Here is a 12,564-nt window from a genome sequence, read left to right on the forward strand (position 1 = left end):
TCAGCGCAGCCAGGGGATGTTGCGGTCGAGCAGACCGCGCTCCTTGAGCTCCTTGCGCAGCGGGATCTCGTCGTCGACGTACCCGTCCCAGTTGATGCCCCAGTAGTTGGCGGTGTGGGTGCCCTCACCGATCAGCTGGCGCTGCACGGGCGTGCGGTTGCGGTACCACTCACCGTTCACGTCGGGGTGCAGCTCGTCCAGCGGGCGGATCCACCGGTAGGTGTAGCCGACGAACAGCATCTTGCGGGTGATGGTCGACAGGTTCGTCGACCGGGAGTGCCACTGCCGGCGGTCGAAGATGAAGGCGTCGCCCGGGTTCGCGGTGATCTCCACCGTGCCCTCCGGGTCGGGGTTGTGCACGCTGAGGTCCTTGGGCCGGTCCAGCGAGTTCCACAGGTGGCTGCCCGGGATGACCTTGGTGGCGCCGCGGCCGGTCTCGGAGAGGTCGGACAGCACGTACGCGACCTTCAGCGAGAACATCGGCCGGGGCAGGTTCGGGTCCATCGTCTCCGGGTCGGAGTTCTGCCGGTACCCGTCCTGGTGCCAGCCCCAGTAGGGCTTCTCCGGCTCGGCGGCCGGCGGGGTGACGTCCAGGTGGTTGTGGTGGGTGTAGATGTTCCAGCCGGCCAGCCCCCACATGTACGGGAAGGCGATCGGGTGGGTCAGCAGCTCACCGAAGAGCTCGTCGCGCTCCAGGAAGCCCAGCAGGTGCAGGGTGCCGTCCTTCTTGGTGGTGCCCTTGGCCTGCTCCTCCGCGTAGACGCGGTCGACAGCCGCCTCCAGCGCCGCCCGGTGGTCCTCCGTCAGGACGTTGCGCAGCAGGAGGAAGCCCTGCTCGTGGAACTCCTTGCGGTCAGTGTCGCTGATCGGTTCGTAGCCGGTCCGGTCGCCGTAATCGAACACCGCGTCGTACCCTCCCCATGAGGTGAAACCATTTCTGGCACAGGCCGCCGATCGTAACGCGGCTGTCCAGACATCGGGGAGGGCGTACGACGCGGGCGGACCCGGGTCGGACCTTGTGCAGCGGCTCTACTGCGAAGAGTGACATCCCTATGATCAATTGGGCGTTACGTAGCGCGATGCCCGATTGTGCGGTGACTGCCGGTTAGGAGATCCGGGCGCTCACCCCTCGGCGAAGACCTCCGCCAGCACCTGCCCGGCCGGCCCCTGCTCGCCGTCCACCGGCCCCCACGTGCCGTTGCGGGCCGTCCACTCCCGGCCGCCGAAGCGGACCCGCTTCACACCGTGGTCCTGGGCGTGCGAAACCAGCCAGTGCGCGTACCGCCAGCCGTCGCGCTGGTCGGCGGCCGGCACCGTCAGCCCGGTCAGGTCGGCCCCGTCGGTGCCGGACAACCCCCAGTCCAGCTTCAGGTTGTGGGTCAACTGCGCGGCAGCGGCCGCGCCCCGCATCACCGGGGTACGCCCCACCGTGCAGGCGACAGCGCTGGTGGCCTCGCCCAGCAGTGCCCGGCTGAGCACCTCTGACTCGTCGGCCCACTTCTGGTACGCCTCGGGGAACGCCGAACGCTGCACCCGCTGGGCGGCGTCGGTGACCCGCATCTTCTCCCAGCCGCGCACCTTCTTCAGCGCCGCGTAGAAGCGGTTCGCCGCGTACCGGGGGTCGCGGATCTGCGCCTGGGTGCCCCAGCCCTGGCTCGGCCGCTGCTGGAACAGGCCCACCGAGTCCCGGTCGCCGTCGGCGAGGTTCCGCAGCCCCGACTCCTGGTACGCGGTGGCCAGCGCGACCACCACGGCCCGCTCGGGCATGCCCCGCTGCGCCCCGATCGCCGCGATTGTCGCCGCGTTGGCCATCTGGTCGGCGTCCAGCGCCACCCGGCCGTCGGCCTGGACCGTGCACTTGCGGGCCAGGGGCAGTTGCAGACGGTCCCCGGCCTGTCGTACGACGAGCCAGATTCCGATCACGGCGACAAGGATGAGCACCACTCCACCCGCCACGGCTGCCCGAGTTCGCACCCACACCCCCTCGTCGACACAGTTCGACAAGCCTACGTCCCGGTGGCGCCGTCCGGGTCGTCCGACCGGTTCGGGGTCGGCTCTGCCGGCGCGTACCCGATCGGGAACTTCCCTGTTCCGCGCGGATCTCACCTGCCCCGCCGGCCTGTCTGCCGCGTCACCGGGCCCCTGGTCCCGGGAAGCCCACGACCGGCCGACGACTTAAGCGATTGACACGTCAACAGCCGGGAGTCGGCGACGGGTCCCGGACCGGCAAGGAGGGTTCAGATGGGAACGCTTGACGGCAAGGTAGTGCTGGTCACCGGCACCGGCGGCGGTCTCGGCCGCGTCTCGGCGCTGGCCTTCGCCCGCGAGGGCGCCAAGGTCGTCGGGGCCGACCTCCAGGTCGACGGCAACAACGAGACGGTCGAGCTCGTACGGGCCGCCGGTGGCGAGATGACAGGCATCGCGCCCGTCGACCTCACCGACCCGGAGCAGGTACGCAGGCTCGTCGAGGACGCCGCCGCGACGTACGGCGGGCTCGACGTGGTCTACAACAACGCGGCCGCGCTGCGCTTCGGTCCGATGCCCGACTTCTCCGTCGAGGACTGGCGGTACACCATCACCGGCGAACTCGACATCCCGTACTTCGTGTCGAAGTTCGCCTGGCCGCACCTGGTCCGGCGCGGCGGCGGCGTCATCATCAACGCCGCCTCGATGGCCGGGATGATCGCGGGTCAGGTCCCCCCGATGGTCGGCCACACGGCCGCGAACGCAGGCGTCATCGGCCTGACCCGGCAACTCGCGCTCGAGGGCGCGCCGCACGGGATCCGTTCGGTGGCGGTCAGCCCCGGGCCCATCCTCACCCCGGCCAGCGAACGCGACCTCGGCGACAACCAGGCGGCCCGGGACGCGATCACCAGCAAGACGCTCCTCAAGCGGTTCGCCCGCCCCGAGGAGGTCGCCGAGCTGGTGGTCTTCCTGGCGTCCGACCGGGCGTCGTACATCACCGGGGCGAACTACCCGGTCGACGGCGGCGCGACCGCCTGGTGACCGGACAGGTGACCGGGACGCCACCACTCGCGGCGGCGTCCCGGTGGCCGTGGTCCTACCCGGAATGATCAGGGGAACCAGCGTCCAGAGCGGCCACCCAACGAGTCGATCGCTTCTCCCGGAAGGCCATGATCCCCTCGAGCCCCTCGTCGGAGAGGAAGAAGCCGGTCGAGAGGGCGGAGAGCCGGGCCAGGTCGGCGCGCAGTTCGGCGGTGCCCGGCCGGCGCAGCAGCTCCTTCGCGCCGGCCAGCGCGGCCGGGGCGCCACGGACCAGCGAGTCGCAGTAGCGCCGTACCGCGTCGTCCAGCCCGTCCGCCGGCACCGAGGCCGTGACCAGGCCGACCTCGGCGGCCCGCCGCCCGTCGAAGGTGTCCCCGGTCAGGTACAACTCGGCGGCGGCACGCGGGTGCAGCCGGGGCAGCACGGTCGCCGAGATCACCGCCGGGATCACCCCGATCCGCACCTCGGTGAACGCGAACGTCGCCTCGTCGGCGCAGACCGCCAGATCGGCGGCGGCGATCAGACCCAGCCCACCGGCCCGCGCCGGACCGCCCACCCGCGCCAGCACCGGCTTCGGGCAGTCCCACAGCGCGGCGAGCACGTCACCCAGCATCGCGGCGGGGACGGTTCCGCTGGCGTACGCGGCGGCGGTCTCCTTCAGGTCGGCCCCCGAGCAGAACACCGGGCCGGCGTGGTCGAGCACGATCGCCCGGACCGCGTCGTCGGCGACGGCGTCGGCCAGCCCTGCCAGCAGTTGGGTCATCAGGGCCGTGGAGAGCGCGTTGCGGTTGTGCGGGCTGTCCAGGGTGAGGGTGGTCACCCCGCGGGCCGTGGCGACCCGCACGAGGACGTCGGGAGAGGTCATGCCGGGCACACTAGTGGCCATGCCCGGCGTCCTTCCAGATGGTGAGACCGTCCCCGTCGACGGATCGCTGCCCGCCACCGCCACCACCGCGGTCGGTCAGCGCGGTTTCGGGGTGTACGTCCACGTACCGTTCTGTGCCAGTCGCTGCGGCTACTGCGACTTCAACACGTACACGGCTGCCGAGCTGGGCGGCGGCGCCAGCCGCGAGGGGTACGCCGACACCGTCCTGGCCGAGCTGGCGCTCGCCGCCCGGGTGCTCGGCGACACCCCGCCGCCCCGGGTCGACACGGTCTTCGTCGGCGGCGGCACGCCCACCCTGCTCCCCGCCGACGACCTGGCCCGCATCCTCGACGGCATCGACAGCACCTGGGGGCTTGCCGCCGACGCCGAGGTGACCACCGAGGCCAACCCCGAGTCGGTCACCCCGGAATCGTTGAAGCTGCTGCGCGACGCCGGCTACACCCGGATCTCGCTGGGCATGCAGTCCGCCTCCCCGGGGGTCCTGGCGATCCTGGACCGCAGACACAGCGCCGGCCGGGCCACCGCCGCCGCCCTTGAGGCACGCGACGCCGGGTTCGAGCACGTGAACCTGGACCTGATCTACGGCACCCCGGGGGAGCGGGCCGAGGACTTCGCCGCCTCGCTGGAGCAGGTCGTCGCCGCCGGGGTGGACCACGTCAGCGCGTACGCCCTGATCGTCGAGGACGGCACCCGGCTCGCCGCCCGGATGAAGCGCGGCGAGCTGGCGTACCCCAGTGACGACGTCGCCGCGGACCGCTACCTGGCCGCCGAGGCCGCCCTCGACGCGGCAGGCCTGTCCTGGTACGAGGTCTCCAACTGGGCAAGCGGCGAGGACGCCCGGTGCCGGCACAACCTGCTCTACTGGACCGGCGCGGACTGGTGGGGGCTGGGACCGGGGGCGCACAGCCACGTCGGCGGGGTGCGCTGGTGGAACGTCAAGCACCCCTCGGCGTACGCCCAGCGGCTGGCCGCCGGCGCGTCGCCCGGCCTGGCCCGGGAGGTGCTCACCCCCGGCGAGGCGCACATGGAGGACGTCATGCTCCGGCTGCGGCTCGCCAGCGGCCTGCCGCTGGCGGTGCTCGACGCCACCGGGCGGGCCGGCGCGGAACGGGCGTTGGCCGACGGTCTGCTCGACGCCCGGAGGTACGCGGCAGGTCGGGCGGTGCTCACCCTGCGTGGCCGGCTGCTCGCCGACGCCGTGGTCCGCGACCTGCTGCCCTGAGCCGGAGTGCAGCCCCGGCCGGCGGAGCCGTGCGACGGGCCGGCCGGGGGAGCGGCCGGCCCGGCGTCACTTGATGAAGCTGGCGGAGAGCGGGTAGCGGTAGAACTGCCCCTCGTTGGCCTTGATGCCGGCGATGATGCCGAACACGGCGCCGAGGATCACGGCCGCCGCGACCGGGATGAACCCGATCACGATGCAGGACAGCACCCAGCCGACCAGGCCGATGATCGACCAGAGGAGCTGGAAGTTGAGCGCCGCCACGGCGTGCGTACGGACCGTGGGGGACTGGTTGCCCCGGGCCAGCAGCGCCACCAGCGGGCCGATCCAGCCGAGCACGCCACCGCTGACGATCATCCCGGCGGCCCCGCCGAAGTGCGCGACGAGCGCCCAGGTCTTGTCCTCGTTGTTGGCGTAGCCGCCACCGGGGCCGCCGTAGGCTCCGCCGGTCGGATAGCCGCCAGCGGGGTTGCCTCCGGCCGGGGGATAGCCCCCGGGCGGGTAGCCACCCGGCGGAGGGTAGCCGCCCGATGGCGGTTGGTCACCGGTGGGCGGCGGATAGCCACCGGCCGGGGGATAGCCGCCCGGGCCGGGTGCCCCGGACAGTGGTGCGGTGGGTGGCTCGGCCGATGAGGGCGAGCTCGGTGAGGTCGGCTCCGGCGGATAGTTGCCGGGGTCTCCCGCTCCGGGAGGGCGAGGAGGTTCAGTCATGGGTGTCACGGTAGGTGCCGTTGGCAACGCCGCACCAGAGCGACACCGCCCGCCGGCCGGGCCGATCGGACCGAGCCGGGTGGTACGCACCGCACCGACGAGCTGTCGTTGATCATCGCGCTGGCGGGGGCGCCGACGTAGACTGGCACTCGTTACAGTCGAGTGCCAGGACGGTCCGCCGGCTTGAGGTCGCGCCGGCGGCCGACGTGCGACAGGAGGTGCGGAGGATGGGTCTCGACGACCGAAAGCTCGCCGTGCTCCGCGCCATCGTCGAGGACTACGTCTCCACCCAGGAGCCGGTCGGCAGCAAGGCGCTCGTCGAGCGGCACCAGCTCGGGGTCTCCCCGGCCACGGTCCGCAACGACATGGCCGTGCTGGAGGAGGAGGGCTACATCCGGCAGCCGCACACCAGTGCGGGGCGGGTGCCCACCGACCGCGGCTACCGGCTCTTCGTCGACAGGCTGTCCCGGGTCAAGCCGCTCAGCCCGGCCGAGCGTCGGGCCATCGAGCGTTTCCTCGTCGGCGCGGTCGACCTCGACGACGTGGTGCACCGCACCGTACGGCTGCTCGCCCAGCTGACCCGGCAGGTGGCGGTCGTGCAGTACCCGAGCCTGGCCCGCTCCTCGGTACGGCACCTGGAGCTGGTGCCGATCTCCACGACCCGGCTGATGCTCGTCATGATCGCCGACACCGGTCGGGTGGAGCAGCGGCTCGTGGAGCTGCCCGGGCCGGTGCCCGCCGACGACGTCACCGACCTGCGTCGACTGGTGAACGAGAAGCTCGCCGGCGCCCGCCTGTCGGACACCCCGCCGCTGGTGCAGGCGCTTGTCGAGGAGGCGTCGTCCGAGCTGCGCCCCGCGATGACCACGCTCTCCACAGTCCTGCTGGAGACGCTCGTCGAGCGGCACGAGGAACGCATCGCGCTGGCCGGCACCGCCAACCTCACCCGGGGCGGCCTGCTCGACTTCCAGGGTTCGCTGCGGCCCATCCTGGAGGCCCTGGAGGAGGAGGTGGTGCTCCTCAAGCTGATCGGCGAGACCGAGCCGAGCACGACCCGGGTGCTGATCGGCGACGAGAACGAGTTCGACAACCTCCGGGCCGCCTCGGTGGTCAGCACCGGGTACGGCCCGGGCGCCACGATCGTCGGCGGCCTGGGGGTGCTGGGGCCCACCCGGATGGACTACCCCGGCAATATCGCCATGGTGCGCGCCGTGGCACGCTACGTGGGCGAGCTGCTGGCCCAGAACTGACCAGTCAGGGCCGACGGCCGGCTGCGGCCGCCGGTCGGCGTAACGCGAGACGAACATGAGGACACGGAACGCAGTGGCCAGGGACTACTACGGCATCCTCGGTGTGAGCCGGGAAGCCTCCGATGACGAGATCAAGCGCGCCTACCGCAAGCTGGCGCGCCAGTTCCACCCGGACGTCAATCCGGACCCGGAGGCTCAGGAGAAGTTCAAGGACATCAACGCCGCGTACGAGGTCCTCTCGGACGACCGCAAGCGGCAGATCGTCGACCTGGGTGGCGACCCGCTCGCCCCGGGTGGCGGTGGCGCAGGCGGTCCGGGTGGTCCCGGTGGGGCCGGCCCGTTCGTCGGTTTCCAGGACATCATGGACGCGTTCTTCGGCGGTGCGGCGGGTGGCGCCCGTGGCCCGCGTCCGCGTACCCGGCCGGGCGCCGACGCGATCCTGCGACTCGAACTGGACCTGCACGAGACGGCGTTCGGCGTCGAGGCGCCGATCACCGTCGACACCGCGGTGCTCTGCACCACCTGCTCCGGCGCCGGCACGGCCGCCGGCACCCACCTGGCCACCTGCGAGGCGTGCGGCGGCCGGGGCGAGGTGCAGTCGGTGCAGCGCACCTTCCTCGGCCAGGTCGTCTCGGCCCGCCCGTGCACCGTGTGCCAGGGCTACGGCACCACCATCCCGCACCCCTGCCCCACCTGCGCCGGCGACGGCCGGGTGCGGACCCGCCGCTCGCTGACCGTCAAGATCCCGGCCGGCGTCGAGGACGGCATGCGGATCCGGCTGGCCCAGCAGGGCGAGGTCGGCCCCGGTGGCGGCACCGCCGGCGACCTGTACGTGGAGATCCACGAGCGCCCGCACGACGTGTACTCCCGCAAGGGCGACGACCTGCACTGCCGGGTCACCGTGCCGATGACCGCGGCGGCGCTGGGCACCCGACTCACCATCAAGACGCTTGACAGCGAGGAGACCGTCGACGTCAAGGCCGGCACCCAGCCGGCCAGCACGCTGCGGCTGCGCGCCCGGGGCGTGCCGCACCTGCGCGGCACCGGCCGGGGCGACCTCTACGTGCACCTGGACGTCCGCACGCCCACCAAGCTCGACCCGGACCAGGAGAAGATGCTTCGCGACTTCGCCAAGACCCGTGGTGAGGAGGTCGCCGAGCTGTCCAAGCAGGGCGGCTTCTTCTCCCGGATGCGCGACGCGTTCAACGGGCACGCCTGAGGTGTCCGCGCCGCTGTTCCTGGTCGAGGCGCTGCCCACCGGTGACGCACTGACCCTGGACGGCCCGGAGGGGCACCACGCCGCCACAGTGCAACGGCTGCGCGTCGGCGAGGAGCTGCTGCTCGCCGACGGGCGGGGAGGCACGGCCGTCGCCGTGGTCACCGCCGTCGGCCGGGGCAGCCTGGAGGTCACCGTCACCTCCCGGGGGTACGCGGACGCGCCCGTACCCCGGATCGTCACAGTGCAGGGCATCGCCAAGGGCGATCGGGGCGAGTTGGCCGTGCAGGCGATGACCGAGGTCGGGGTGGACGAGATCGTGCCCTGGGCGGCGTCCCGCTCGGTCGCCCAGTGGCGAGGTGACCGGGGCGTACGGGCCCGGGAGAAGTGGGTGGCCACCGCCCGAGAGGCCGCGAAGCAGGCCCGCCGGCCGTGGCTGCCGGTGGTGGCCGGTGCGCCTGACGAGTCCACCGCGACCGTGGCCCGCCGGATCGCCGGCGCCGCCGCCGCGTTCGTGCTGCACGAGGAGGCCGAGGAGCGGCTGACCACAGCCGAGCTGCCCACCGCCGGGGAGATCGTCCTGGTGGTCGGCCCGGAGGGCGGCATCGCCCCGGCCGAGCTGACCGCCTTCCGCGAGGCCGGTGGTCGGCCGGTACGCCTCGGACCGGCGGTGCTGCGTACCTCGACGGCCGGGGTGGCGGCGCTCAGCGTGCTCGCCACCCGCCTCGGCCGCTGGTGACCGTTCAGGGCCTCGGGAAGACCGGCACCACCTCTTCCTCCGGCCCCAGGTCCAGCCCGGCCGGCCCGATGATCTGCGGGTCCGGTGTGCCGACCACCTCGGGGTCCTTGCCTGTGTAGTCGAAGCGGTGCAGCACGTGCCGCATCGCCTCGATGCGGGCCCGCTTCTTGTCGTTGCCCTTCACCACCGTCCACGGCGCGTCGGCCGTGTCGGTCCAGAAGAACATCGCCTCCTTGGCCTCGGTGTACTCGTCCCACCGGTCGAGCGAGGCGATGTCCATGGGGGACAGCTTCCACTGCCGCACCGGGTCCACCTGGCGGATCGCGAACCTGGTGCGCTGCTCGTTCTGCGACACCGAGAACCAGAACTTGACAAGCCTGATGCCCGAGCGCACCAGCATCCGCTCCAGCTCCGGGGCCTGGCGTAGGAACTCCAGGTACTCCTTGCGGGTGCAGAAACCCATCACCCGCTCGACGCCGGCCCTGTTGTACCAGGACCGATCGAACAGCACCATCTCGCCGGCCGCCGGCAGGTGCGCCATCCACCGCTGGAAGTACCACTGGCCCGCCTCGCGCTCGTCCGGCTTGGCCAGCGCCACCACCGACGCGCCGCGCGGGTTGAGGTGCTCCATGAACCGTTTGATGGTGCCGCCCTTGCCGGCCGCGTCCCGGCCCTCGAACAGGATCACCAGCCGCTCACCGGACTCCTTGATCCAGTCCTGGAGCTTGAGCAGCTCGATCTGGAGCAGCCGCTTGTGGTGGTCGTACTCGTCGCGGTCCATCCGCTCGTCGTACGGGTAGTCCTCACGCCACGTCTCGACGGGGGTGCCGTCGGGGCGGAGCAGGACCGGATCGTCGTCGTGCCCGTCGACCACCCGGTAGTCGGCGGCGAGGTCCAGCAGCGTGGAGTCGGCCATGCCGCAGACACTTACCCGCCGACGGCGGCAACCACCCTCGCCGGGCCGACGATTCCGGTCAGCTGCGCAGGTAGGAGGCGCCGTTGAGGTCGACGATGGTGCCCGAGGCCCACTCGGCCTGCGGCGAGGCCAGCCAGTGCACGGCGGCGGCGATCTCCTCCGGCCGGGCCACCCGGTCGAACGGGCTCTGCGCCCGGATCGCCGCGCCCTGCTCGCCGCGCAGATGCTCGGTGACCATGTCGGTCGCCACGAAGCCCGGCGCGACGGTGGCCACCGCGATGCCGTACGGCGCGAGTGCCACCGCGAGGGACTGGCCCAAGGCGTTCAGTCCCGCCTTGCTGGCCCCGTACGCCGGCTGCTCGGGCTCGCCCCGGAACGCGCCCCGGGACGAGACGTTGACGATCCGACCGCCGCGCCCGCGCATGTGCTGCGCGGCGCACCAGGTGACGTTGCCGGCGCCGGTCAGGTTGGTCTCCAGCACCTGCCGCCAGCGCCGCTGCCACTCCTCGTAGGTGGCGCCGAAGATCGGGTGCGGGTCGTCCCGGTCGCCGTACATCCCGGCGTTGTTGACAAGCACGTCGAGCCCGCCGAGCAGTTCGGCCGCCCGGTCGACCATCACCCGGACCGCGTCCGGGTCGGTGAGGTCCGCGCGGACCACGACGTGCCCCGTGCCGGGCAGGTGGGCGCGGACCTGCTCGGCCGCGTCGGCGGAGTCGCGGTGGTGGATCGCCACCCGGTCCCCGCTGGCCGCGAACGCCTCCGCCACCGCCCGGCCGATGCCGCGCGAAGCTCCGGTCACGAGTACCGCTCGATCCGTCATGCCGGCCATCCTGCCGTAGCCGTTTCCTCCTTACACTGCCCGGATGGGATCCGACTGCCTGTTCTGCCGCATCGTCGCCGGGGAGATCCCGGCCACCGTGGTCCGGGAGACCGCCACCACCCTCGCCTTCCGCGACGTCTCCCCGAAGGCCCCGGTGCACATCCTGGTCATTCCGAAGGAGCACTACGCCGACGTCGCCACCCTCGCCCAGGGCGACCCGGGACTGGCAGGTGAGGTGCTTGCCACGGCCGCCGTCGTCGCGGACGACGAGGGGCTGCTCGGGGACGGTTTCCGGTTGATGTTCAACACCGGGACGTACGGCGGGCAGGAGGTTTTCCACGTGCACGCACACCTGCTCGGTGGGGCGCCGCTCGGACCCATGCTCGCCCGGGACCTGTCGTGACGGCCGGCCCCAACCCGTTGGACCGGATGGTCCGCCGGGTGCAGGCCGACGCCCGGGTGCCCGCCGTGTCGGCGGCGCTGCACCGGGCCGACCGGCCGCTGTGGACCTGCACCGTCGGCGACACCGGCACGGACAGCCCGCTGGGGCCCGGCACCCAGTTCCGGATCGGCTCGGTCACCAAGACCTTCACCGCGGTGCTCACCCTCCAGTGCCGCGACGACGGCCTGCTGGACCTGGACGACCCGGTGGGCCGGCACCTGGACCTGCCGGCGCACGGCGAGCTGACCGTGCGCCGCCTGCTGTCGCACACCGCGGGCCTGCAACGCGAGCCGTTCGGCGACGTGTGGGACTCCCTGACCGCGCCGGACGACGCCCGGCTGGTGGCGGAGCTGGACCGGGCCGAGCGGGTGCTGCCGACCGGCCGCCGGTTCCACTACTCGAACCTCGGCCTGGCCGTGCTCGGGCAACTGGTGGCCCGGCTGCGCGGCGGCACCTGGGCGCAGGTGCTCGACGAGCGGGTCCTGACGCCGCTGGGGCTCGCCGACACCATGGTCGCCCCCGGGCCGGGCGCGGCCACCGGCTATCTGGTCGACGCGTACTCCGACGAGGCGCACCCGGAGCCGCCTACCGACTTCGGCGCGGTCGGCCCGGCCGCCCAGCTGTGGAGCACGGCGACGGACATGGCCCGCTGGGCCGCCTTCCTGGCCGACCCGGCGGCGCTGGACCCGGCCGGCGTGGTGCTCGCCCCGGGCACCCTCGACGAGATGCGCTGGCCGTTGACCACCACCGACGAGACGCTCTGGGGAGCGGGCTTCGGGCTCGGGCTGATCCTCATCCCGCAGGGCGAGCGGGTGTTGCACGTGGGGCACGACGGGGCGATGCCCGGATTCCTCGCCGGCGTGTACGGCAGGCGGGGCGGCGACGGCACCGCGGGCGCGATGGGCGCCGCCGTGCTCGGCTCCTCTGGTACGGCGGCGGAGCTGTTCGAGCTGCCGCACCGGCTGCTGACCGAGGCGGTCGAGAACGACCCGGCCGAGATCGAACCGTGGCGCCCCGGCGCCCCGGCTCCGGCCGACCTGCGGGGCCTGCTCGGGCGCTGGTGGGGAGAGGGCTCCGAGTACGTCTTCTCCTGGCACGACGGCACGCTCCGGGCGCGAGCGGAACGGGACCCGGCCGGGCGTCCCCCGGCGATCTTCGCCCCGCTGCCGGACCGCCCCGACGTGTACCGCACGGTCTCCGGCCGGGAGGTCGGCGAGCTGCTGCGGCTCACCCGCGACGACGCCGGCACGGTGATCCGGATGCACTGGGCGACGTACCGTTTCACCCGCCACCAGGAGACGTTCGACAGGTACGACTTCCGGGCCGGGAGTTGATCGCGGCCAGCGGAAATGGGCGCGA

The 12,564-nt window shown here is 72.7% G+C and carries 13 protein-coding genes; 7 read left to right on the forward strand and 6 right to left on the reverse strand.

The annotated features are described in order from the left end of the window. Entirely contained in the window at positions 1–903 is a 903-nt protein-coding gene (locus ACZ6N8_RS07900) for a phytanoyl-CoA dioxygenase family protein (protein ID WP_088988074.1), read from the reverse strand. 219 nt (positions 904–1,122) lie between these two features. Continuing rightward, entirely contained in the window at positions 1,123–1,980 is an 858-nt protein-coding gene (locus ACZ6N8_RS07905) for a hypothetical protein (protein WP_466009130.1), read from the reverse strand. 261 nt (positions 1,981–2,241) lie between these two features. Between ACZ6N8_RS07905 and ACZ6N8_RS07910 the strand changes: the two genes are divergently transcribed. Then, positions 2,242–3,006, forward strand: coding sequence for an SDR family NAD(P)-dependent oxidoreductase (locus tag ACZ6N8_RS07910; RefSeq protein WP_466008458.1), 765 nt, complete (start codon positions 2,242–2,244; stop codon positions 3,004–3,006). A 55-nt stretch (positions 3,007–3,061) separates the two neighbouring features. Here the strand turns inward: ACZ6N8_RS07910 and ACZ6N8_RS07915 are convergent, their stop codons facing one another. After that, the gene (locus ACZ6N8_RS07915) at positions 3,062–3,871 is read right to left on the reverse strand and encodes an enoyl-CoA hydratase-related protein (protein WP_466008459.1); all 810 of its coding nucleotides are present in this window, start codon (positions 3,869–3,871) and stop codon (positions 3,062–3,064) included. 19 nt (positions 3,872–3,890) lie between these two features. Between ACZ6N8_RS07915 and hemW the strand changes: the two genes are divergently transcribed. After that, positions 3,891–5,114, forward strand: coding sequence for a radical SAM family heme chaperone HemW (hemW, locus tag ACZ6N8_RS07920; protein ID WP_466009132.1), 1,224 nt, complete (start codon positions 3,891–3,893; stop codon positions 5,112–5,114). Between the two features lie 66 nt (positions 5,115–5,180). On the opposite strand, the gene ACZ6N8_RS07925 is transcribed toward hemW, so the two are convergent. After that, positions 5,181–5,822 (reverse strand): DUF4870 domain-containing protein, encoded by a 642-nt coding sequence (locus ACZ6N8_RS07925; protein WP_364362275.1) that lies wholly within the window; start codon positions 5,820–5,822, stop codon positions 5,181–5,183. Positions 5,823–6,049: 227 nt separating this feature from the next. Between ACZ6N8_RS07925 and hrcA the strand changes: the two genes are divergently transcribed. The 3 genes from hrcA (at position 6,050) to ACZ6N8_RS07940 (ending at position 9,027) form a co-directional block, all read left to right on the forward strand. Beyond that, the gene (gene hrcA / locus ACZ6N8_RS07930) at positions 6,050–7,072 is read left to right on the forward strand and encodes a heat-inducible transcriptional repressor HrcA (protein ID WP_387123852.1); all 1,023 of its coding nucleotides are present in this window, start codon (positions 6,050–6,052) and stop codon (positions 7,070–7,072) included. Between the two features lie 73 nt (positions 7,073–7,145). Beyond that, a complete protein-coding gene (gene dnaJ / locus ACZ6N8_RS07935) occupies positions 7,146–8,291 on the forward strand; it encodes a molecular chaperone DnaJ (protein ID WP_192580165.1) in 1,146 nt (381 codons plus the stop codon). A gap of 1 nt (position 8,292) precedes the next feature. Continuing rightward, positions 8,293–9,027: a 16S rRNA (uracil(1498)-N(3))-methyltransferase gene (locus ACZ6N8_RS07940; RefSeq protein WP_466008461.1), complete on the forward strand. Its 735-nt coding sequence runs from the start codon at positions 8,293–8,295 to the stop codon at positions 9,025–9,027. Between the two features lie 4 nt (positions 9,028–9,031). Here ACZ6N8_RS07940 and ppk2 read toward each other — a convergent pair whose 3' ends face one another. Both ppk2 and ACZ6N8_RS07950 read right to left on the reverse strand, forming a co-directional pair. Next, positions 9,032–9,943: a polyphosphate kinase 2 gene (ppk2, locus tag ACZ6N8_RS07945; protein WP_466008463.1), complete on the reverse strand. Its 912-nt coding sequence runs from the start codon at positions 9,941–9,943 to the stop codon at positions 9,032–9,034. A 58-nt stretch (positions 9,944–10,001) separates the two neighbouring features. Continuing rightward, positions 10,002–10,763: an SDR family NAD(P)-dependent oxidoreductase gene (locus ACZ6N8_RS07950; protein WP_387123846.1), complete on the reverse strand. Its 762-nt coding sequence runs from the start codon at positions 10,761–10,763 to the stop codon at positions 10,002–10,004. A gap of 43 nt (positions 10,764–10,806) precedes the next feature. On the opposite strand from ACZ6N8_RS07950, the gene ACZ6N8_RS07955 reads away from it, so the two are divergent. Together ACZ6N8_RS07955 and ACZ6N8_RS07960 are read left to right on the forward strand one after the other, a co-directional pair. Next, a complete protein-coding gene (locus ACZ6N8_RS07955; RefSeq protein WP_466008465.1) occupies positions 10,807–11,166 on the forward strand; it encodes a histidine triad nucleotide-binding protein in 360 nt (119 codons plus the stop codon). Positions 11,167–11,192: 26 nt separating this feature from the next. Continuing rightward, positions 11,193–12,539 (forward strand): serine hydrolase domain-containing protein, encoded by a 1,347-nt coding sequence (locus ACZ6N8_RS07960; RefSeq protein ID WP_466009134.1) that lies wholly within the window; start codon positions 11,193–11,195, stop codon positions 12,537–12,539. Positions 12,540–12,564: the final 25 nt, after the last annotated feature.

The organism is Micromonospora sp. NPDC047521, assembly GCF_055587305.1.

What these genes read in the sequence shown, in the direction of transcription:
- ACZ6N8_RS07950 (WP_387123846.1), bottom strand. Translation starts at nt 10,763, where the DNA reads ATGACGGATCGAGCGGTACTCGTGACCGGAGCTTCGCGCGGCATCGGC.
- ACZ6N8_RS07960 (WP_466009134.1), top strand. Translation starts at nt 11,193, where the DNA reads ATGGTCCGCCGGGTGCAGGCCGACGCCCGGGTGCCCGCCGTGTCGGCG.
- ACZ6N8_RS07915 (WP_466008459.1), bottom strand. Translation starts at nt 3,871, where the DNA reads ATGACCTCTCCCGACGTCCTCGTGCGGGTCGCCACGGCCCGCGGGGTG.
- ACZ6N8_RS07910 (WP_466008458.1), top strand. Translation starts at nt 2,242, where the DNA reads ATGGGAACGCTTGACGGCAAGGTAGTGCTGGTCACCGGCACCGGCGGC.
- hrcA (WP_387123852.1), top strand. Translation starts at nt 6,050, where the DNA reads ATGGGTCTCGACGACCGAAAGCTCGCCGTGCTCCGCGCCATCGTCGAG.
- ppk2 (WP_466008463.1), bottom strand. Translation starts at nt 9,943, where the DNA reads ATGGCCGACTCCACGCTGCTGGACCTCGCCGCCGACTACCGGGTGGTC.
- ACZ6N8_RS07925 (WP_364362275.1), bottom strand. Translation starts at nt 5,822, where the DNA reads ATGACTGAACCTCCTCGCCCTCCCGGAGCGGGAGACCCCGGCAACTAT.
- ACZ6N8_RS07955 (WP_466008465.1), top strand. Translation starts at nt 10,807, where the DNA reads ATGGGATCCGACTGCCTGTTCTGCCGCATCGTCGCCGGGGAGATCCCG.
- hemW (WP_466009132.1), top strand. Translation starts at nt 3,891, where the DNA reads ATGCCCGGCGTCCTTCCAGATGGTGAGACCGTCCCCGTCGACGGATCG.